Genomic DNA, 20764 nt, shown 5'->3' on the forward strand with positions numbered 1-20764 from the left:
CGCCGCGGCGTGGCGCTCCGCGGCGCGGACCGGAGACGGACCGGCTCACGCGGCCAGCACTCGCGACCTGGGGACGCGGCGCCGCCCGGACCCGGCCTGCTCCACGAACGCGGAGAACAGCCGCCCCCGGTCCGCGGCCGAGCCGTGGGAGTCCTCCGGGTGCCACTGCACCCCGACGGCCCAGGTGCGGTCCAGGTGCTCCGTCGCCTCGACCACGCCGTCCTCGGCCACGGCGGTGACGCGCAGCTCGGGGGCCACGACCCCCATGGCCTGGTGGTGGTCCGACCGGACGGTGAGCCGCCGGGCGCCGAAGACGGCGGCGAGCCTGCTCCCGGGCTCCAGGGCGACCTCCTCCTCGGGGCACACCGGGTCCCCCGGCGCGCCGCGGCGTCCGTGGCCGGTGCCGAGATCGGGGACGAGAGTTCCCCCGCAGGCCAGGTTGAGCAGCTGGGCCCCCCGTCCGATCGCCAGCAGCGGGGCGTCGCGGTCGAGGCTCTGCTCGAGGAGGTCCACGGTGTAGAGATCGGCGCGCCGGTCGACCCCGTACCCGTTGGGCACGGGCCCGTCCGCCCCGTAGAGGGCAGGGTCGACGTCCCCTCCTCCGAGCACCAGCACCGCGTCCGCGGAGGCGGTGACGGCGGGGTCGGCCAGCTCCCGGGCACTGGAGTCGACCAGGATCGGCCGGGCTCCGGTGTTGACCAGGCACTGCAGCGCGGTGCGGGTGCGGCGGCGCATCAGGTCCCGGGTCTGCGGCGTGAGGCCCGGGAAGTTCAGCGACACCACGGTCGCCACGGTGGGCGCTTTGGCACGGAGGCTCCACAGTCCTACGGGAGTCACCTCGTGCGCATTCAGATGAACGGCCTGTCGGTTCATGCTGTCATCTCCTGTTCGATCATGAGGTCCTCGCTCCGTGCCGGGTGGCGGGCGCACGCGGCGCCGCCGGGGCGATCGGAGGGAGGAGTTCAGGCCCGAAGCGTTTTCGGGGGCACCTGGTGAGTTGTTGCGGAGCTGGACGGTGGCGGTGGAGCCGACCGGGATGGGAGCGGCGGACACCGGGGTGAACGGCGGTCGCCCTTCACGCGATGCACCGGGGAAGTTCGCGTTCCCCGAGTGGTGCAGATCACTCTGCCCGAGCTGGAAGGGGGTGCGCCCCTCTTTTCCGGAAGAACATTGCCGGTTCTTCACGATCGACGAAAATCGGCTGTCAGGATGCGGGGACGGGCCCGGGCAGCGGCGGGTGGTCCCCGGCGCCGGGGTCGGTCCGCTCGCCGCCTCCGAGCGGGTCTACAGCGCGGGATCGATCATCGTCATGCCGGCGACCCTCGCGGTGTCGAACACCGGCAGCAGCGCCGCCGCCTCGTCGAGTCCGATGGTGCGCTCGATGAGCTTCTGGGGCTGCAGGGCGCCCTGCTCGATGAGCGCCATCATGGCCGGATAGTCGGCCGCGGCCATGCCGTGGCTGCCGAGCAGGTCCAGCTCCCAGGCGATGACCCGCGCCATCGGCACCCGCGGGTGGCCCTCGACCGGCGGCAGCAGGCCGATCTGGACGTGCCGCCCCCGCCGGCGCAGGCTGAGGACCGCGTCGGCGCAGGTCTGCTCGCTGCCCACGGCGTCGACGGCGACGTGGCCGCCCCCGCCGGTGAGGGCGGCGACCGCCGCGGGGACGTCGCACCCGTCCGCGCGCAGCGTGTGCTCCGCGCCGAGCTCACGGGCGAGGGCGAGCGCCTCCGGGTTGCGGTCGACCGCGATCACGCGTCCACCCAGTGCCCGGGCGATCATCACCGCGCTCAGCCCCACCCCGCCGGCGCCGACCACGGTGACCCACTCCCCCTCGGCGAGGCGCGCCCGGTCGGCCAGGGCCCGGTACGCCGTGGCGAACCGGCACCCCAGCGCGGCCGCGGTGGCGAGGTCGACGTGCTCGGGGACGGCCACGAGGTTCGTGTCGGCCCCGTGCAGGGCGACGTACTCGGCGAAGGACCCCCAGTGGGTGAACCCCGGCTGCTGCTGATCGGGGCAGACCTGCGCGTTGCCGGAACGGCACCACTCGCACCGGCCGCAGCCGCAGACGAAGGGGACGGTCACCCGGTCCCCGGTGCTCCAGCGGCGCACGCCCGCCCCCACCGCGACGACCACCCCGGCCAGCTCGTGCCCGGGGACGTGGGGCAGCGCGATCTCGTCGTGCCCGGCCCAGGCGTGCCAGTCGCTGCGGCACAGGCCCGTGGCCTCGACCCGGACGACCACCCCGTCGGGCGGTGCCGTGGGCTCGGCGACGTCACGGACCTCCGGCCGGCCCCGGACAGCATCGATCACCACTGCGCGCATGCCCCCACTCTCCCACGCCCGTGCGGCACCGGCAGGGGTGTGAGCAAGGAGACAGCGCTCGTCGATGCGTCACTCGGCGCCGTGGTGGTAGACCGGTCGTTGGAGACACCGTGTGCTGACCGTGCGGCGCGACCTGCTGGGGCATTCTGCCCCCGTCGGGCCCGTGACAGCGATCCCGGCTCCGCCCGGGGAGCGCGCCGCCGCTCTCCTCGCTGTTCGCCTTCCCCATCAGCCCGTGCCCGGAGGAGCCCCGTTGAGTGTGAAGCAGTTCTTGGACGCCTACGGCCGGAGCCGGACCGCCTCCCCCTCGGTACGGGTCTTCGCCGGCGTGGCGGACACCCCGCGCACCCCGGCCCCGACGTGGTGGAACCACCCGGTGACGATCATGTTCGTCGCGGTGATCGGCGCGGCCCTCTCCTTCACCACCCCCGCCCTGCCGGCGCTGTCGGGACTCCTGGTCGCGATCTCCGGCGTGGCCCTGGCGTCCCTGGCCGAGATCGACCGTGGACGGTGGTCGGCCAGTCGCGCGCGCGCCGTCGAGGAGTCGGTGTGGATCGCCGATCAGTGCGGGTACCGCGTGGACACCGCCGGTGGAGCCCTGCGGTGGAGGAACGACGACCGGAGCATGGTCGCCCGGCTCGGTCACCGCGGTGGCGGGTGGGACCTGCTCCTGCTCGACATCGAAGCCCCGGCTCTCGGGAGCGACCGCTGACGAAGGCCTTCTCCCGCCCCGTCCTCTGATCGTCACCTCGCGCGGGGCGGCATCGGTGCCCGTCCGCGGCCCGGCGGCCCGTTGCGCGCAGCACGGGCACGATGCCGGTCACCGAGGCCCCCGGGGCGGAGCAGTGGGCGTTCCAGGCGCTACAGGGAGTTCCACAGCACCAGAGCCGCGCCCAGCGTGGAGACCGACAGCGCCACGCGGCGCACTCGTTGCCGGTCCAGGCGCTTGTTGACCAGCCCTGACAGGGCGAACCCCAGGATCATCGCCGGGGTGAGGATCGCGGCGAACTGCAGGATGTGCTGATCCAGGGCTCCGACCGCGGCGAGGCCGACCAGGGACATGAGGGCTCCCACGAGGAAGAAGGCGCTCATGGTGCCGCGCAGCTGTGCGGTGGAGGAGCCCTGCCACACCAGGGCCATGGGCGGGCCCCCGATGGCCGTGGCGGTCCCGAGCACCCCGGAGGCCGCCCCGGCGACGGCGACGGTGACGGGACGGGGCGCTGGGCGCCAACCCCAGATGCTCAGCAGGACACCCAGCAGCACCGTGCCGGCCAGCGTCAACGCCAGCCCGCGGGCGGGCAGGAATGCCACCAGGGCAGCACCGATCACCGTGCCGGGGACCCGTCCGAGCAGGGCCCACCCTGTCCCGGACAGGTCGATGGCCGTGCGGTCCCGGAGCACCCCGAGCACGGTGACGCCGGCTGCGAGCAGCACGATGGACCCCGGCAGCAGCGAGGGATCGACCAGAGCGATCGCCGGGGCCGCCAGCATCCCCAGTCCGAATCCGATCGCCCCCTGCAGGCAGGCCGCCGCGACGATGACCACGGCAATGATGACGAGCTCCACACCACTCATGTCTGCACCTTCTCGCGGTTCGGGTCTGGCGGGTCGGATCTTCCCGGGTGGAACAAGGCCATCACGGCGGACCGTGTCTCACCGGGGCCTTGTCCGGCGATCAGCCTCAGCCGTGCGGAACCGATGGCAGAGGGCGGGAATCACTGGTGTGGTTCCCGCCCTGTGCGTTCCCTATGGGCTGGAGGTGTGGCTCAGCCGATCAGCGTGGTGAGGAGCCGGTAGCAGGTGGCCAGGATCGCGGCCAGGCCGAGCAGTCCCAGGGCGGTCTGCCACCAGCGGTTGGCATAGCGGCCCATCACGTCGCGGCGGGTGGCCATGATCAGCAGCAGGATCCCCAGCAGCGGGGCGACGATCACGGTCAGCGCCTGGGCGGTGATGATCAGCTGGATCGGGGAGCCCTGGGCGAGCAGGGTGACGGCCAGGCCGAAGGCCAGGACCACGCAGATCATGGCCTTCACCCGGTGGCGGTCCAGTTTGTTGCCCCAGCCCAGCGTGTCCGAGATGAGGGTGCCTCCGGCGGTGGCGTTGGCGATCATCGAGGAGAACGCCGCCCCGGTGAACCCGAGGCCGAAGACGGTCGTGCCGATCGGCCCGGCCAACGGCTCCAGGACCTTGGACAGGTCCCCCAGGGTGGCGGCGGTGCCGCCGGTGGCCTGCAGGGCGGTGGCCGCGACCACGATGACCAGGATGGTCATGATGCCCGGGGCGACGATGCCGGGGATGGTGTCGGCCAGGGTGGTGGCCTTGTACTGCTCGGGGCGCAGGCCCCGTTCCCTCGAGGCGTAGCCGGTGTAGAAGGCGGCGTTGATCGAGAAGTTGGTGCCGACCAGGGCCACCAGCAGCATCCCGGCTCCGGGGGGCAGGGACGGGATGAATCCGTCGGACACCTCGACCCAGTCGGGCTGGGTGAGCAGCGCCGAGGCGAGGAACCCGGCGGCCATCAGGGCGATGATCGCCAGCAGTCCCCGTTCGAAGAGCTTGTAGTAGTTCGGTGCCCAGGCCACCACGCCCACGAGCACGGTGCAGGCCAGGGTCCACAGGGTCGGGGAGCCGCCGAAGACCATGGACATCCCCAGCCCGGAGCCCACCGCGTTGCCCACGGAGAACATCAGGGTGATCAGGAAGACCCCGATGCCGGCGGCCACCCCGGTGATCTTGCCGAGGTGCATCTTGATCATCTGGATCAGGGAGCGGTCGGAGGCCAGGGCGATCCGCACGCTCATGTCGGTGAAGCCGAGCATCAGGAGGGTGGAGACGGCGATGACCCAGATCAGGTCGTAGCCGTAGAGGCTGCCGGCCTGGACTGCCGAGGTCAGGTTGCCCGGGCCGAACTGCCAGGCCCCGACGATGAACCCCGGGCCCATCAGGGCCAGCGCGCCCAGCAGCCGGGATCGGCGGTTGGGTCGGGCGAGGGGTTCAGTGCCGAGTGCGGGGGTCTCGGAGTCGGTCACCTCGTGAGTGGCCGAGTGCGCGGACTTCTTGGATCGAGCAGTCATGCTGGTCATCGTCGTTCTCCACCGTCCTGGTTGGGAAATCACACCACGCTGGTGGCCTGGAAGCCGCGGGTCGTCGTGTACTGGGCGTTGTCACCGATGAGCCCGGCGGAGGTCAGGGCGGCGGAGATCTCCTCGCGCGCGCCCTCGGCCAGGGGCAGCAGCGGCGGGCGGACCACGGCGTTGGGCAGCACCCCGCGCTCGACCAGGCCCATCTTCAGCGCCACGGTGCCCTCCATGTGGGAACCGCGGTGGTAGACGGCCTTGGTGACCGGCAGGAGCTTGTCGTGCAGCGCCCGGGCGGCGGCGTAGTCCTTGGCCTTGCCCGCGGCGATCAGCTCGATCAGCGGCTCGGGGGCGAGTCCGCCGTAGCCGACCAGGGCGCCGTCGACGTCGAACATGGTGTGCAGCAGGTACTCGTCGTGGCAGGTGAGGATCTGCAGCTCCGGGTTCTCGCGGCGGAGCACGGGGATCTCGGTGTCCCAGCGGCGCATGTTGCGCACCCCGTTCTTGGTGGCGAAGACCCCGGGCTGGGCGGCGATCTCGAGCTGGGTCCTGAGATTGTAGGTGGCCTTGGTGGCGTCGGGGTACTGGAAGAGGATCAGCGGCAGGTCGGACTCCTCGTGGATGATCCGGTAGCGCTGCTGCGGGGCGCCGTCCTGGTAGCCGAAGCGCAGCCAGCCGTGGGAGGGGTAGACCAGTCCGGCCTTGGCCCCGGCCTCGGCGGCCCGGGCGGCCTCGAGACCGGCGACCTTGTCGCCCTCGCCGGTGATGCCGGCGATGATCGGCACCTCGCCGGCGGCGTCGACCATGGTGCGGATGACGTCGACCTGCTCCTCGGCGGTGAGGTAGGTGCCCTCACCGGCGTGACCGAGGCAGACCAGGCCCTTCACGCCCGGCACGGAGGCGAGCCAGCGGGTCAGGTTCGCCACGGCGTCGTGGTCGACCTCCATGTCGGCGGTGAACGGGGTGACGGGGGCGGGAACGAGACCGCGGAGATCGAGAGACATGTGAGGTTCCTCCTGGGTTGAGAACGTTTGCGGGAACGTTTTCAACTATGATGTGACTCATGACACCTGTCAACACCTCCGCCGAAACTTTCTGTGACCGAGCTCATGGGACCTCACCACTCGGACCGGCCTCAGGGCCTGGCGTGCCAAGGGCTTTGGTATCGTCCGAGCCATGGACCAGGACGGGCATGACTGAGCAGGCGGGCTCACGCACCGTGACGATCCGTGACGTCGCCCGGGTCGCCGGGGTGAGCATCTCCACGGTCTCGAGGGTGCTCGACGACCGCCACCCGCCCTCGAAGTCCCCTTCGGCCGAACGCGTCCGGGCTGCCGCGGCCGAGCTGGGCTATCGCCCTGATGCCTACGCCTCCGGGTTGCGCCGCCAGCACACCGGCACCGTCGGAGTCCTGGTGCCGCGGCTGTCGGACACGGTGATGGCGGTGTTCTTCGAAGAGGTCGCCCGGGCCTGTGCCCGTCAGGCCGGATTCGCCATGGTCGCCACCACCGAGGACCGCCCCGAGGCCGAAAAGGCCACCGTGGAGACCCTGCTGCGCCAGCGCGTGGACGGGCTGATCCTGACCACCGCCCGCCTGGACGATCCTGTTGCCGCCCAGCTGCGCGCCCAGGGGGTGCCGCACGTCCTGGCGCTGCGCACCGATCACATCAGCCCCTCGGCCACCGGCGACGACGAGCTCGGCGGATACCTGGCCACCCGCCACCTGCTGGACCTGGGCCACCGCGACATCGCCCTGGTCGCCGGGCCCTTCTACGCCTCCACCGCCGTGGCCCGGCAGGCCGGCTACCGCCGCGCCATGTCCGAGGCCGGCCTGACCGACGTCGACCACCTCGTCCACGAATCGACCTTCGGCATGGACTCCGGGGAGACCGTCGCCCGGGCCATCCTGGCCGGCGCGCACCGGCCCACCGCGATCTTCGCCGTCAACGACAACACCGCCATCGGCGTGCTGGCCGCCGCCCAGGCCGCCGGGCTGTCCGTGCCCGGCGATCTATCGGTGGTCGGCTACAACGACATCCCCGTCTCGGCCCGCCTGCCCGTGGCCCTGACCACCGTGCGGGTGCCCTTCGACCAGATCGCCGCCAACGCCGTGGAGTTGCTCACCCAGCAGCGCACCGGCGCCCTCGGCGAGCCGCGCCGAGTGGTCACCCCGACTCTCATTCCGCGCCAGTCCACCGCCCGGCCCCCTTCCTCACGCACTGTCTGAGACCGCTCCGGCCGGCAGCACGACCCACCACCGCCGGCTCTCAGGAGCCTGCAGAACGGAGACAGCATGCCCATCGTCACCATCAACATGGTTGCGGGTCGAGACCGCGCCGTGGTCCAGGACTGCCTGCGCGAGGTCGCCAGGACGGTGTCGCGCACCTTGGACACCCCGCTGTCCTCCGTCCGGGTGCTGGTCAACGAGGTCGACCCGGAACTGTGGACGGTCGGGGCCACCCTCAAGAGCGACGAGCGACCCTCCGCCCCTGCGTCCTGAGCCGCAGCTGATGTCCCTCGTGCAGTGCTCGCACTGGCGAATTATCTCGCCCATGGTGGCTGGGCATGATCCCACGGCACCGCCCGTGGACGTCCGCTTCGGTCACGAGCCCGCCCGCCTACTCGTGACCTCGCGGCACGGCGCCTCCCAGCCCGGATGCCGGGTGCGGGCCCATCGTTCCGACGGCGGTCCTCAGCGGTCCAGGGTGCGGCTCGGCGTCGTCCCGTAGACCTGCTGGTAGTACTGCGCGAAGCGTCCCGCATGGGTGAAGCCCCATCGGGCCGCGATCCCCTTCACGGTGTCCCCGCGAGCCGGGTCGCCGTCCTGCAGGTCCCGGTGGGCGGCGTCCATCCGCGTCCGGCGCAGGTACTGGGCCGGGGTCAGGCCCAGGGGATGGTTGGCCCGGAACGCCCGCACCAGGACCTTCGTGGTCGTCCGGGCGGCGCGGGCGGCGTCCTCCACGGTGATCGGGTCCGAGGCGTGGTCGTCGAAGAACTGTGCCGCGATCCGGTAGCGGCGGGACTGGGCCTCCATGGACAGGTACCGCTCCTCCCGGTCCCCGAGCAGCGGGAAGCACTCCAGCAGACCCACGGCCAGGTGGCGGGTCAGGTCGGCGCGCACCATGGGCTCCTCGAAGGCCGTCGACCCCAGCATGTCGGCACCACGGCGCACCAGGCCCGCCCAGTACTCGCCGAGCCGGACGCTGACCGGGGCGGACGAGCTGAAATCCACCGGGGTCCCCTGGCCGTAGACGGTGTCGGCCGTGGCCTGCACCAGGTCCACCGGCAGGTGCGCCAAGGTCACGTCGACGTCCTGCGCCACCACCAGGGACGGGTGCTCGGGGCGGAACAGCACCGATGAGCCCGCAGCCGCAGCGCCGGTCTCCGCGCGGATCTGCCAGTCGTACCTGACCCCTCGCACGTGGGCCACCGTGAAGACCTCGGTGTCCCCCCAGAGGGACATCGTTCCGCCCACGTGCACCGCCGACATGGCGACCTGGCCGTCCCCGGCCCTCGACAACCGGTAGGAGAACCCCGGATCGGTGGAGCTGTAGCCGAAGCGCATGCCGGTCCGCTCGCCGAGCGCGGGCAGCACCTCGGGATCCAGGATCGTGAGCTCGTGGCGGAACACCTCACCCATGAGTCAGCACCGCCTCCCGCCCAGGGCCCACCCCACGGGGGCTCTGCTCCGAAGAACCATTCTCCAGCTCTGCCGGAGGGCTCGCACCATTGTGACCCGACACTTCGACGACCCGCTTCGGAAAGGGCGCCTCCCGGTTCGCCCCGGACAACGCCGAGGAGCCGGCCTCCGGGGTGCCTGCTTCTCGCGTCAGCGCGCTGCGGTGAGGATGCGGTGGAGCACGTCGTTGTAGGGCGCCCCGGTGCGCTGAACGCTGTGGCCGGCACCGGGCACGACAGCCCGCTCGGCCTCGAGCTCGCGCTCGAGGACATCGCAGACGGCGTCGAAGACCGGGCTGTGACCGCCGGAGACGACCAGCTTCGGAAAGGGCGCCTCACGCAGAGCACCCAGCGGGATTTGGGCCTCGGCGGTGAGGCGTTCGCGCCGGAGGATCTGCGCGTTCTGCAGCAGCGCGGGCGGCAGCGGGTTCGGCGGGGTGACGGCGCTGCCGACGTAGCCGATGAACGCGTGCAGGAACGCAGTGGGGTCGGCCGGGCCCTGGTCCCACAGCTCCCGCAGCCCCCGGGCATAGTCGCGCACGATCGGGTCGTCGGGCAGCAGGCCGAAGGCCGGCGGTTCGTTGACGGTCAGGGACCGGACCATCCCGGGGCGCTGAGCCGCCGCCAGCAGGGCCACGACGCCGCCGTAGGAGTGCCCGACCAGGTGCATGGGCTCGGTGAGCAGCTCGGCGACGTCCCCGGCGTCGACCTCGAAGTCCTCGACCTCGGCCGGCGGGTTGGGGAAGTAGCCGCGCCGGTCCACCACGATCAGATGCCAGTGCTGGGCCAGGGGACGCTGGGCGTCCCAGGTCATCGCCCCGCCGGTAACACTGCCGTGGACCAGCAGCACGGGCGGACCGGCGCCCCAGTGCTCGACGTGGATGCTCGGCATGGCAGGCTCCTCGTCTCCGAGATCCGACACCACTATGGTCCCCCCGGCCGGCAGCCCCGACAACGTCCGTTGGGCGATCGTTGGGGACCGATCCCGCGGAGCAGCACGGCCGCGCCGCTCCGCGGGCACCCCGAGGCGAGCAGCCGGGAGCACTCCTCGGCCTGTGTGCGGGTCAGAGCCCCTCGTGCGCCATGTTCGCGAACCGGGAGTAGTGGCCCTGGAACGCCACCACGATCGTCTTGGTGGGACCGTTGCGGTGCTTGGCCACGATCACGTCGGCCTCACCGGCACGCGGCGACTCCTTGTCGTAGACGTCGTCGCGGTGCAGCAGGATCACCATGTCCGCGTCCTGCTCGATGGATCCACTTTCACGAAGATCGGACACCATCGGCTTCTTGTCCTGGCGCTGCTCGGAGCCACGGTTCAGCTGCGACAGCGCGATGACCGGGACCTCGAGCTCCTTGGCCAGCAGCTTCAGGGCACGGGAGAACTCCGAGACCTCCTGCTGGCGGGACTCGACCTTCTTGCCGGAGCTCATGAGCTGGAGGTAGTCGAGCACCACGAGCTTGAGATCGTGCTTCTGCTTGAGCCGGCGGCACTTCGCCCGGATCTCCATGAGGGACATGTTCGGGGAGTCGTCGATGAACAGCGGAGCGGAGTCCATCTTGCCCATCGTGGTGGCGATCTTGGCCCACTGCTCGTCCTGCAGCCGGCCCTTGCGCAGGTCCTGCATGTTCAGCGTGGCCTCGGCGGAGAGCAGGCGCATGGCGATCTCGTTGCGGCTCATCTCGAGGGAGAAGATCACCGTGGTCTGGTTGTGCTTGATCGCCGCGGACCGCGCGACGTCGAGGGCCAGCGTCGAGTTGTGCGTGGGGATGAACGTCCGGCCGGCCAGATACAGGTGCGAGGGATGGTCGATCTCGATGCACCGCACCGGCACGGAGTCGATCGGCTCGACCGAGGTGATGAAGCGCTGAGAGCGTTTCGGCGTAGCCCGCGCGTCTCGCTCCTTGTGCATGATTTGTTTACGACTCAGGCCGAACACCTGATCGGACGTCGAGAACGTCAGAAGATAGGCGGTGGATGAGGCCTCGCTTCGCCCATTGACTCTCTTCTCGGCCCAACCTGATCGGTACCCCAGCGAATGGACCAGTTCACGCACGTCCTGTGCCAGCCGTCGGTTTGTCACCGCGAACTGTACGCATCCTGCATTGGTCACGGTCCCGTCGGTGTCCAACAATCCAGCAAGCAGTTCTCGGCGCTGAGTTTCACTGGCTCGCAGGTACGACATGGGGATGTGCTTGTCGCCGAGCACGCCCAGAGCACGCAGGCGGCCTTGGAAAGATGCCTTTTCCTGGTGACAGACCATGCACCGCAGACCTCCGGTACAGGTACCACCGCAGTCAATGCACGTGGCTCGCACCTTGGTCGCCAGCTCGCCCTTGAGCTTGCCGCCGCAAGTCTTGGAGCACGTTCGGACGTTCCTGTCCGTGTGAGTGAAGGGCTGATCGCAGATTTCGCACCGACCATGCAGAACCCGCTCTTCCGGAGGAAGGCCGATGGCATGAGTTATCCCTGCAACAGGATGAAGCTCGTACCCCTCCGCAGAGACACGCATGAGGATCTCCTCATCGGCGCTGGTGATACGTGCCGCCCTCGAGTGACCGTCACCGAGCCACGCGCCGAGCGTGTACGGCCCAACAGCCAACTCCTGTGGAGCCAACTGCAATGCCGTGGCGTTCCTTACGCTGTGGTTGAGCCTGGCTTCCTTGGTGGTGCATCGCAATGTCGAACGAATGTCAGCCGTCGTCCGGATCGCGGCAAAGGTCTGCTGGTTCTTCGCCCGGCCGTAATTGGCGATTGCGGCCTGGGCCGATCTCCGGGACGAGCGTGTATCGGTCAGCCACTGGTGCTGCTCGTCGGCGACGATCTCGGAGCCGTCGTCGAAGCTCACGCGGTAGCAGGGACGTTCGGTCATGACCTCGGTGGCCGCGACCACACGGGACGGCGTGCCGTCCGCGGCGATGACTTCGTCCCCCACCTGGACCTCGCCCATGGTGGTCCACCCCGTGGGAGTGGGAATCGCAGTGTCCAGCGCGAGCGCCTTGCCCATGGCCGGCCTCGCCGCGATGACGATCATCTGGCCGCCCTGGAAGCCCTGGGTCAGCTCGTCGAGCTCGATGAAGCCGGTGGGCACGCCGCGCATGCCCTCGCCGCGGGAGCCGGCGGCCTCGATCTCGTCGACCGTGGACTCGATGACCTCCTTGAGCACCGTGTAGTCCTCGGAGGAGCGGCGCTCGGCCACCTGGTAGATCTCGGCCTGGGCGGCGTTGACGATGTCGTCGACCTCGCCGTCGGAGCTGTAGCCGAGCTGCACGATCTTGGTGCCGGCCTCCACGAGCCGGCGCAGCACGCCGCGCTCGCGCACGATCTCGGCGTAGAAGCCCGCGTTGGCCGCGGTGGGCACGGAGGAGATGAGGGTGTGCAGGTACGCGGGACCGCCGACGCGCTCGATCTCGCCGCGCTTGGTCAGCTCGTCCGCCACGGTGATGGCGTCCGCGGGCTCGCCGCGCCCGTACAGGGAGATCACGGCCTCGTAGATGGACTCGTGGGCGGGCTTGTAGAAGTCGACGCCGCGCAGGACCTCCACCACATCCGCGATCGCGTCCTTGGACAGCATCATCCCGCCGAGCACGGACTGCTCCGCGACGTTGTCCTGCGGCGGGGTCCGGCCGTACTCCCGGTCGCTCCCGGACGAGCGCTCCGACACCATCGACACCTGGTCCACCTCTCCCCGCGCACCCCGCGGACAGCGGAGCGCGCACACGACGACGCCACCCCGATCTTCCGGGCAGCCCCTCCATTCTCGCACCGACCGCGGACACCGCTTGCCGCCCGGGCCCGTCCGTGGACACCATGGATCATGACGCTCACCACAGACCTCAGCGGCCCCTGTTCGTGGGACATCAGGACCACCCGGGCGGAGCTGGCCGCGGGCCGGATCAGCCACGTGGAGCACCTCGACGCCCTGCTGGAGCGCCTGCCCACGGCGCAGCGGCTGGGCGCGGTGATCAGCGCGGACCCGGAACTGGCCCGGGCCTTCGCCCACGCGCTGGACCGCCGGGAGACGCGGGGCCCGCTGACGGGGATCCCGCTGGCGGTCAAGGACATCGTGGACGTCGCGGGGTTCCCCACCACCGGCGGGACCCGGTCGCTCGAGCACGACGTGGTGGCGCGGGACGCCCCCGCGGTGGCCCGCCTGCGCGAGGCCGGGGCCCTGTTCGCCCTGAAGACCAACCTGCACGAGCTGTCCTTCGGCATCACCTCCAACAACGGCGCGTACGGGCCGGTGCGCCACCCGGCCGACCCGGCGCTGAGCCCCGGCGGCAGCAGCGGGGGCTCGGCGGTGGCCGTGGCGGTGGGCCTGGTCCCGGCCGCTGTCGCCGCGGACACCGGGGGCTCGGCCCGCATCCCCGCCGCCCTGTGCGGGATCGTGGGCTTCCGGCCCACACTGGGCCGCTACCCGTCGTCGGGCGTCCTCCCGATCGCCCACTCGCGGGACACGATCGGCCCCATGGCCCGGACCGTGGACGACATCGTGCTGCTGGACGCCCTGCTCGCGGGCGAGCACCCGCTGGGCGCACCCGGCGCACGGCACCTGGAGTTCGACGACGAGGGCCCCGGCCCGCTCCACGGCGTCCGGCTCGGCGTGCCCGAGCTGTTCCTCGAGGACCTGGAGCCGGGCGTGGACACGGTCTTCGGCGCGGGCCTGCGAGCGCTGGAGGCGGCCGGCGCGGAGCTCGTGCCGGTCGACGTCCGCCCCGCCCGCGAGCTGGCCGCCACGGCCGGCATGACGATCGCCCTCCACGAGTTCCTGCCCGACCTCCAGGCCTATCTGGAGGCGCGCGGCACGGGGCGCTCCCTCGACGAGGTGCGGGACGGGATCGGCAGCCCGGACGTGCGGCGGATCTGGGAGCTGGCGCAGGTGTTCCGCGCCGCCGACGACGACTACCGCGCGGCCCAGGAGGAGCGCCGGCTCGCCCTGCGGCTGTACACCGGGGCGATGCAGGCCCAGGGAGTGACGGCCCTGGTGCAGCCGACGTGCCCGCTGACGGCCCGGCCGATCGGCGACGACGAGACCGTGGAGCTCAACGGCCGGCGCGTGCCCACCTTCGACACCTTCACCCGCCACTCCGACCTCGCCGGCATCATCGGCACCCCCGGGATCAGCCTCCCCGCCGGACGCACCGCGGAGGGCCTGCCGGTGGCCCTGGAGCTCGCGGCGGGGCCGGGGGCGGACGCCGTGCTGCTGGACCTCGCCCGCACCGTGGAGGCGCTGCTGCGCGACCAGTGAGCCGCCGTGGTGCTTTTCGGGGGACAGCGCAACGATTCAGAGCTACAACCGTTGACGAATCCAACGGTCGCCCTCTACGGTGAGGTCACCGATGTGCGTGATGCATCTCACAGCGGATTCGCCGGTGCCGGGCGCCGGCAGGACCGACCCGAGGAAGAGGACCCCCATGAAGCACCCGTTCGCCAGAGCAGCCGCCGTCGGAACCGTCCTGACGTTCGCCCTGACCGCCTGCGGCGGCGGGGGGACCACCGGCGGCGGCGGGGACGGCGAGGAGCTGCAGCCGCTCACCATCGGCGTCATCCCCATCGCACCCTCCGCGCCCGTGCAGCTCGCCCTCGACGAGGGCATCTTCGAGAAGCACGGCCTGGACGTCACGATCGAGACCGCCCAGGGCGGCGCCGCCATGCTCCCGGCCGTCTCGGGCGGCTCCATGGACATCGGCGTGGGCAACCCGCTCTCGGTCATCCTCGCCAAGGACCAGGGCCTCGACATGAAGATCCTCAGCGGCTACAGCAGCTCCATGGCCGAGGGCGAGGACATCACCGGCGTGGCCGCCAACCAGGACGCCGGCATCGCGTCCTGGGCCGACCTGGCCGGCAAGCGGGTCGCGGTGAACACGATCAACGGCCAGGGCGACCTCACCATCAAGGAGGCCGTGAGCAAGGCCGGCGGCGATCCCGACGCCGTGAACTTCGTGGAGATGCCCTTCCAGGACATGCCGGCCCAGCTGGAGCGCGGGGAGATCGACGCCGCCTGGGTCCCGGAGCCGTTCCTGACCCAGCTGATCAACGGCGAGCAGACCGCCCTGGTCGGCTACAACTACCAGGACACCGTCCCGGGCCTGGACACCATGGTCACCTTCAGCAGCACGGCGTTCACCGAGGAGAACCCGGAGGTCCTCGAGGACTACAACGCCGCGATCGACGAGGCGCTCCAGTTCGCCCAGGAGAACCCCGACCGGGTGCGCGAGACCATCGTGAGCTTCCTCAACATGCCGGAGGAGGTCGCCACCGACCTGCGGCTGGAGGAGTTCGACGCGGAGGTGGACCGCGACGAGCTCGAGACGCTCGCCGAGCTGATGCTCAAGTACGACGTGATCGAGACCGAGGCGAACCTGGACGAGATCGTCCAGGCCGACTAGGACCGCGGCCGCGCCGGCGGGAACTCGTCGGCGCGGTCGATGGCCTCCTCGGTCATCCGCCGGCCGAGCTCGATGAGCTCCCCGGCGCGGTGGAAGTCCAGCAGCCGCCCGGCGCTCTTCGGCACGGTGATGAGCAGGTCGGGCGGGTAGCCGGCCAGCCGATAGCGCAGCACCATGGACTGCAGCACCTCGAGGGAGAGCTGCATGACGTCGAGCGTGCGCAGCCCCGCCGGCAGGGCGCCGAAGCCGTCCTGGGCGAGCTCCTCCGCGGTCTCCTCGGCGGCATCCACGAGCGCGTCCCGGACGGCGTCCTGGACGAGGGCCTCGGCGGCGCCCACCGGGGCCGACCCGGCGGGGCGCAGGAACCGGGACGGGGTGCTGCGGCCGCGCGTCTCCGCGAAGCGCTCCAGGACGCTGCGCGTCAGCTCGCGGTCCAGGACGTGGGAGGCGCTGCGCCGGAACCGCTCCGCCCACTCCTCGGACGGCCGCACGGCGGACGTCTCGTGGGCCGGGACCCTGCCCTCCCCGGACTGCTGCCCCCCGGACAGGGAGACCGCCACCGTCACGTCCGCGCGGGTGGCGACGGTCGCGGCGATGGGCACGGGGTTCATGATCCCCCCGTCGGCGAGCAGCCGGCCGTTGAGCATGACGGGGGTGATGATGCTCGGCAGGGCGATCGACGCGCGGACGGCCACGTCCACCGGGCCCTCCTGGAACCAGACCTCCTTGCGGGCGAGCAGGTCCGTGGCCACCGCCGTGAAGGGGATGGGCAGGTCCTCGATGAGCCGGCCGGCGAGCAGCTCGCGCACCTTCGCCATGATCTTCTCCGCGCGGATCACCCCGGGCGCCGAGGGGGACGGGTCCAGCAGCCGCAGCACGTCCCGCTGGCTCAGACCCAGCACCCACTGCGCGTACGCCTCCAGCTGCCCGGCGGCGTGGAGGCCGCCCACGAGCGCCCCCATCGAGCTCCCCGCCACGGTCACGATGTCGTAGCCGCGCTCCTCGAGCACCTCGATCACGCCGATGTGGGCGTAGCCGCGGGCACCGCCGCTGCCCAGCGCCAGGGCCACGCGCGTGCGTGGGGACATCCGCCGCTCCTCTCCCGCAGGGGACCGGCCACTGGACCGGCCGGGTGCCCCGAGCCTAGCCCGCCGGCCGCCGAGGGCGACTCCCCGACCGGGTGCCGGACCAGTGGCCGGACCAGCTCGGGAAGGACGGAAGACCCTATCAGCAGGCGGGGTTTTCCACCCTGTGGACAACCGGTGGAAAACGCCGTGGACGGCTGTGCACAGGTTGGGGAGAACCCTGTGGAAAGTTATGCACAGGGTTCCACAAATCCTCCTCTGACCAGGAGCGGTGGCGATGCACACCCTGTGCAGAGCGGACCCGGACACCACCGGTGCCGTCCACAGCACCGTGTTCTCCGACTCGTGTTCCGGCCCACGTCGGAGGCCGGTCCGTCAGGAGCACCGCGCACCCCGGACCACCCCGAGCACCACGTGGGCGCGGCGGACCGGCACGCCCTGTTCCTGGAGCCGGAGGAGGCCTTCGCCCGCCCTCAGGAGACCGAGGCGAGCAGCGCCAGCCACAGCAGCGGGTGGCAGAGCACCGACAGCCCCAGCAGCACCAGGAACCGGACCCGGTCGGACGCGAACCCGATGGCCCCCGCGAGAGCCACCACCGCCGTCACGGTGGCCCCCACCGCCGCCGCGACGAAGCCGATCACGAAGAACGCCATGGAGGTCTCGGGCCCTGCGGAGTTCCCGCCCAGGAACGCCACGACAAAAGCCAGTACGGTGAATAGCAGGCATCCCACGCCGAACCAGTACAGGGCGGACGGCGAGACACGGGAGATCAGGGACGGCATGCACCCATTGTCCCCTGGGGAACCCGACGGCACCGCCGCACCGGCCCGCGGGTGCCCGAACGCCCGGCCGACGCACCCGACCCCTCCAGGAGATCCCCGTGGACGACAACCAGCGCATGTGGGAGGACCGGTACGCCTCCGGGGGGTCCTCTCCCGACGGCGCCCAGCCGCACCCCGAGGTGGCCGCCCTCCTGGACCGGGCGGCCCAGGAGCGCACGGGCGGCCCGCCGACCGCCCTTGACCTCGGCGCGGGCACCGGCCGCCACACCCTGGCCCTGGCGGCGGCCGGCTACGACCCCACCGCCGTGGACTTCTCCCCCAGTGCCGTGCGGACGATCACCGGGGCGCTGGCGGAGCGCGGCCTGCCGGGCCGCGCCCTGGTCGCCGACCTGCGGACCTGGACGCCCGAGCAGGAGCAGCGCTCCGGGCCCGACGCCGTGCCCCCGCAGTTCGACCTGATCGTCGCCGCGTACTTCCAGCATGACCTGGCGCTGCTGCGCCGCGCCGCCGAGTGGCTCGTCCCCGGGGGCCGGCTGCTGTGGATCACCCACGCCCCCGGCAGCGTCGAGGGCCCGCCCCCGACCGTTCCCCGGCCGACCCTCCAGGAGACGGTCGCCGTGCTCGAGGGCAAGGGACTGGACCTGCTGCGCGCCGAGCAGGTGCGCACCACCGACACCGCGCTCGACGTCGTCGTCGAGGCCCTCCGGCCCCGCTGAGCGATCCGGCCGGCCGATCCCGCTGGAGACGCCGGGCATGCGGAAAGGGCCCCCGCGGCGCACCGCGGGGGCCCTTTCCGTGCTTGCACGGACCGGAGGAACCGATCAGGCGGGGACGACCTCGAACTCGACGTTCGCGTTGACGTCCTCGTGCAGACGCACGGAGGCCTGGTACACACCGGTGGTCTTGATGTGCTGGTTGAGCTCGACCTTGCGCTTGTCCACGGAGCCGAGGCCGGCGGCCTCGACGGCCTTGGCCACGTCCTCGGCCTTGACGGTGCCGAAGAGGCGACCCTCGGAGCCGGCCTTGACCGGGATGGTCACGGTGGCGGAGGTCAGCTTCTGCGCCAGGACCTGGGCGTCCTCGAGCGAGGCGACCTCGCGCGCGGCGCGGGCGGCCTTGATGCTCTCGATCTGCTTCTGTCCGCCGCGCGACCACGGGGTCGCGAAGCCGCGCGGGAAGAGGTAGTTGCGGGCGTACCCGTTCTTGACCTCGACCACGTCACCGGCAGCGCCGAGACCCGTGACCTCGGTCGTCAGGATGATCTTTGCCATGAGTGTCTGTCCTCTCTGATCAGCGGCCGGCGCCGGAGTAGGGCAGCAGCGCGACCTCGCGGGCGTTCTTGATCGCCAGGGCGATCTTGCGCTGCTCCTGCACGGTCACACCGGTGACGCGGCGGGCGCGGATCTTGCCGCGATCGGAGATGAACTTGCGCAGCAGCGCAACGTCCTTGTAGTCGATCTCAGTGACTTTGGCAGCCTTGAGCGGGTTCTGCTTTGGTTTGGGCTTACGGAGTTCAGCCTTGGCCATCGTGGTGCTCCTTGTTCTTCGAGTGGAGCCCGCGGCTTGTCACCGCGGGATGGGGTGGATGGGAAAAGTGCGAAAGGTCTAGAACGGCGGTTCGTCGTCCTGGCCGCTGCCCCAGTCGTAGTTCCCGCCGGAGGACTGGCTCCAGGGGTCGCTCTGGGGTGCGGCCTGCGGAGCGGGCTGGCGTCCGCCGCCGGAGCGGCCGCCCTGGCCGAAGCCGGAGCCGCCGCCCTGCTGGCCGCCGCCACCGCCGCCGAACCCGGAGTCGCCCCCGAATCCGCCGCCGGCCGGGGCGCCGGCGCCGAAGCCGCCGCCCTGCTGACCGCCGCCCTGCTGGCCGCCGAAGCCGCCGCCCTGCCCGCCGGAGCGGGCGTTGCGGTTGACCTTCGCGGACGCGTAGCGCAGGGAAGGACCGACCTCGTCGACGTCGAGCTCGGTGACGGTGCGCCGCTCGCCTTCCTTGGTGTCGTAGGACCGCGACTTGAGCCGACCCTGGACGATGACGCGCATGCCCTTCTGCAGCGACTCCGCCACGTTCTCGGCCGCCTCGCGCCACACGGAGCAGCGGAGGAACAGGGTCTCCCCGTCCTTCCACTCGTTGGACTGGCGGTCGAAGGTGCGGGGCGTGGACGCAACGGTGAAGTTGGCCACCGCCGCACCCGACGGGGTGAAGCGCAGCTCGGGGTCAGCGGTCAGGTTGCCGATTACGGTGATGACGGTGTCACCAGCCATGTGGACCTCCCGGGTCGAGGATGTTCGCGGTCGTGCGGGACGTGCTGGGATCTCTCAAGCATCTCACCGGGGGCCCGGTCGGGGCGCCCTCGGTGATCAGTTGTGAAGTCCTTACTCGGCGGAGATCTTCTGCTCTTCCGGGCGGATGATCTTGGTGCGCATGATGGCCTCGTTGAGGTTCAGGACGCGGTCGAGCTCCTGGGTGGTCTGCGGGGTCGCGGTGAAGCGGACGACCGCGTAGATGCCCTCGGTCTTCTTCTGGATCTCGTAGGCGAGGCGACGACGGCCCCAGATGTCGACGTTGTCGACGGTCCCGTTGTCCTTGGTGACGACCTCGAGGAACTTCTTGAGAGTCGGCTCCACGGCACGATCCTCGACCTCGGGGTTGATGATCACCATCAGTTCGTACTCACGCATGTTCGAACCCACCTCCTTCGGGCTGAGCGGCTGCGGTCCTTCCGCAGCAGGAGGTTCTGTAGCGTCGTCCGCGCGCCGGCACCGCACGTCGGGCGGCGGGCACACAGACCTCACAACACTACTACACCCGCGGCCCCGCGCCCAACGGGGCGGGCGCGGTCACCGCGGTGGTCAGGGAACGCGGGCTCAGTACCGGTAGGCGCTGCGGGCGATCGAGGCGTTCACGAGGGCCGTGCGGAACGGCATGGTGAAGACGTCCACGAACATCAGCAGCATCCACGGGATCAGGAACAGGATCCCGACGCCGACCCCCGCGAGGGTCCAGCCCAGGCCACCGAGGAACAGGTAGATCAGGCCCCAGACCGGCTGGCGCAGATAGAACTTGTGGATGCCCAGCCAGCCCAGGAAGAGCCACAGGACGTAGGCCAGGACCACGGACTTCCCGCCCACCACGTTGACCACGGGCGGCCCGGGGTACGGGGCGCCGCGCCCGCCCCCGCCGAAGGGCTGCCCGCCGAACGGCTGCCCGTGGGGCGCCCGGGAGTACCCGGCGCGGCCGGGGTCGTTGTTCAGCGGGACGGGGCGGTAGTACTCGGGCTCGGGAGCCACGCGGATCCTTTCGGGGCGGTTCGGGGCGGAGGGGTCTCGACGGGTGCCGTCCACGGTCAACGGCCTGACCAGTGCAACGGCCCGTCCGGGACGGCTATTCCGGTGCGGGCCGCCACGGGCGGCGAGCTGCACAGGGTGCCGCGGCAGCGGTGCC

At 71.2% G+C, this 20764-nt stretch carries 21 protein-coding genes; 6 read left to right on the plus strand and 15 right to left on the minus strand.

The genetic code is table 11. The features are described 5' to 3' along the window. Positions 1-45: 45 nt before the first annotated feature. A complete protein-coding gene (locus tag RF644_RS04395; RefSeq protein WP_368795560.1) occupies positions 46-792 on the minus strand; it encodes a gamma-glutamyl-gamma-aminobutyrate hydrolase family protein in 747 nt (248 codons plus the stop codon). 492 nt (positions 793-1284) lie between these two features. Further along, positions 1285-2322: an alcohol dehydrogenase catalytic domain-containing protein gene (locus RF644_RS04400; RefSeq protein ID WP_368795561.1), complete on the minus strand. Its 1038-nt coding sequence runs from the start codon at positions 2320-2322 to the stop codon at positions 1285-1287. Between the two features lie 253 nt (positions 2323-2575). On the opposite strand from RF644_RS04400, the gene RF644_RS04405 reads away from it, so the two are divergent. Then, the gene (locus tag RF644_RS04405; RefSeq protein ID WP_126346734.1) at positions 2576-3034 is read left to right on the plus strand and encodes a hypothetical protein; all 459 of its coding nucleotides are present in this window, start codon (positions 2576-2578) and stop codon (positions 3032-3034) included. 149 nt (positions 3035-3183) lie between these two features. Here the strand turns inward: RF644_RS04405 and RF644_RS04410 are convergent, their stop codons facing one another. From RF644_RS04410 to RF644_RS04420, 3 genes are all read right to left on the minus strand, one after another. Further along, on the minus strand, positions 3184-3897 hold the full coding sequence (locus tag RF644_RS04410) for a sulfite exporter TauE/SafE family protein (RefSeq protein WP_368795562.1): 714 nt from the start codon (positions 3895-3897) through the stop codon (positions 3184-3186). 191 nt (positions 3898-4088) lie between these two features. Next, the gene (locus RF644_RS04415) at positions 4089-5402 is read right to left on the minus strand and encodes an Nramp family divalent metal transporter (RefSeq protein WP_368795563.1); all 1314 of its coding nucleotides are present in this window, start codon (positions 5400-5402) and stop codon (positions 4089-4091) included. A 29-nt stretch (positions 5403-5431) separates the two neighbouring features. Beyond that, the gene (locus RF644_RS04420) at positions 5432-6400 is read right to left on the minus strand and encodes a dihydrodipicolinate synthase family protein (RefSeq protein WP_368795564.1); all 969 of its coding nucleotides are present in this window, start codon (positions 6398-6400) and stop codon (positions 5432-5434) included. Positions 6401-6588: 188 nt separating this feature from the next. On the opposite strand from RF644_RS04420, the gene RF644_RS04425 reads away from it, so the two are divergent. Together RF644_RS04425 and RF644_RS04430 are read left to right on the plus strand one after the other, a co-directional pair. After that, the gene (locus tag RF644_RS04425) at positions 6589-7623 is read left to right on the plus strand and encodes a LacI family DNA-binding transcriptional regulator (protein ID WP_368795565.1); all 1035 of its coding nucleotides are present in this window, start codon (positions 6589-6591) and stop codon (positions 7621-7623) included. Between the two features lie 66 nt (positions 7624-7689). Further along, positions 7690-7896, plus strand: coding sequence for a tautomerase family protein (locus tag RF644_RS04430; RefSeq protein ID WP_368795566.1), 207 nt, complete (start codon positions 7690-7692; stop codon positions 7894-7896). Positions 7897-8088: 192 nt separating this feature from the next. On the opposite strand, the gene RF644_RS04435 is transcribed toward RF644_RS04430, so the two are convergent. From RF644_RS04435 to dnaB, 3 genes are all read right to left on the minus strand, one after another. After that, a complete protein-coding gene (locus tag RF644_RS04435) occupies positions 8089-9036 on the minus strand; it encodes a helix-turn-helix transcriptional regulator (protein WP_368795567.1) in 948 nt (315 codons plus the stop codon). Positions 9037-9225: 189 nt separating this feature from the next. Next, positions 9226-9966, minus strand: a complete 741-nt coding sequence (locus RF644_RS04440; protein WP_368795568.1) for an alpha/beta fold hydrolase — start codon at positions 9964-9966, stop codon at positions 9226-9228. Between the two features lie 172 nt (positions 9967-10138). Continuing rightward, positions 10139-12739 (minus strand): replicative DNA helicase, encoded by a 2601-nt coding sequence (gene dnaB, locus RF644_RS04445; protein ID WP_368795800.1) that lies wholly within the window; start codon positions 12737-12739, stop codon positions 10139-10141. Between the two features lie 150 nt (positions 12740-12889). On the opposite strand from dnaB, the gene RF644_RS04450 reads away from it, so the two are divergent. Together RF644_RS04450 and RF644_RS04455 are read left to right on the plus strand one after the other, a co-directional pair. Beyond that, a complete protein-coding gene (locus tag RF644_RS04450; RefSeq protein ID WP_368795570.1) occupies positions 12890-14320 on the plus strand; it encodes an amidase family protein in 1431 nt (476 codons plus the stop codon). A gap of 166 nt (positions 14321-14486) precedes the next feature. After that, the gene (locus RF644_RS04455; protein WP_309055741.1) at positions 14487-15461 is read left to right on the plus strand and encodes an ABC transporter substrate-binding protein; all 975 of its coding nucleotides are present in this window, start codon (positions 14487-14489) and stop codon (positions 15459-15461) included. Here the strand turns inward: RF644_RS04455 and RF644_RS04460 are convergent. Then, positions 15458-16549: a patatin-like phospholipase family protein gene (locus tag RF644_RS04460; RefSeq protein ID WP_368795571.1), complete on the minus strand. Its 1092-nt coding sequence runs from the start codon at positions 16547-16549 to the stop codon at positions 15458-15460. The two genes, RF644_RS04455 and RF644_RS04460, sit on opposite strands and share 4 nt — an antisense overlap. Before the next feature lie 470 nt (positions 16550-17019). Then, positions 17020-17328 (minus strand): hypothetical protein, encoded by a 309-nt coding sequence (locus RF644_RS04465; protein ID WP_017835045.1) that lies wholly within the window; start codon positions 17326-17328, stop codon positions 17020-17022. Positions 17329-17426: 98 nt separating this feature from the next. Between RF644_RS04465 and RF644_RS04470 the strand changes: the two genes are divergently transcribed. Further along, on the plus strand, positions 17427-18044 hold the full coding sequence (locus RF644_RS04470) for a class I SAM-dependent methyltransferase (protein WP_368795572.1): 618 nt from the start codon (positions 17427-17429) through the stop codon (positions 18042-18044). Between the two features lie 105 nt (positions 18045-18149). Here the strand turns inward: RF644_RS04470 and rplI are convergent, their stop codons facing one another. The 5 genes from rplI to RF644_RS04495 all read right to left on the minus strand — a co-directional run bounded on the left by rplI (position 18150) and on the right by RF644_RS04495 (position 20610). Continuing rightward, positions 18150-18599 carry a 50S ribosomal protein L9 gene (rplI, locus tag RF644_RS04475; protein ID WP_095650056.1) on the minus strand — a complete coding sequence of 150 codons (450 nt, stop codon included), beginning with the start codon at positions 18597-18599 and terminating at the stop codon, positions 18150-18152. 19 nt (positions 18600-18618) lie between these two features. Next, positions 18619-18855 carry a 30S ribosomal protein S18 gene (gene rpsR, locus RF644_RS04480; RefSeq protein WP_017835048.1) on the minus strand — a complete coding sequence of 79 codons (237 nt, stop codon included), beginning with the start codon at positions 18853-18855 and terminating at the stop codon, positions 18619-18621. A 78-nt stretch (positions 18856-18933) separates the two neighbouring features. Further along, a complete protein-coding gene (locus RF644_RS04485; protein WP_017835049.1) occupies positions 18934-19584 on the minus strand; it encodes a single-stranded DNA-binding protein in 651 nt (216 codons plus the stop codon). A gap of 111 nt (positions 19585-19695) precedes the next feature. Further along, a complete protein-coding gene (rpsF, locus tag RF644_RS04490) occupies positions 19696-20001 on the minus strand; it encodes a 30S ribosomal protein S6 (protein ID WP_035924389.1) in 306 nt (101 codons plus the stop codon). A 186-nt stretch (positions 20002-20187) separates the two neighbouring features. Further along, positions 20188-20610, minus strand: coding sequence for a TM2 domain-containing protein (locus RF644_RS04495; protein ID WP_133409643.1), 423 nt, complete (start codon positions 20608-20610; stop codon positions 20188-20190). Positions 20611-20764: the final 154 nt, after the last annotated feature.

The sequence above is a fragment of the Kocuria sp. CPCC 205258 genome (assembly GCF_040981005.1).
GTDB lineage: Bacteria > Actinomycetota > Actinomycetes > Actinomycetales > Micrococcaceae > Kocuria > Kocuria rosea.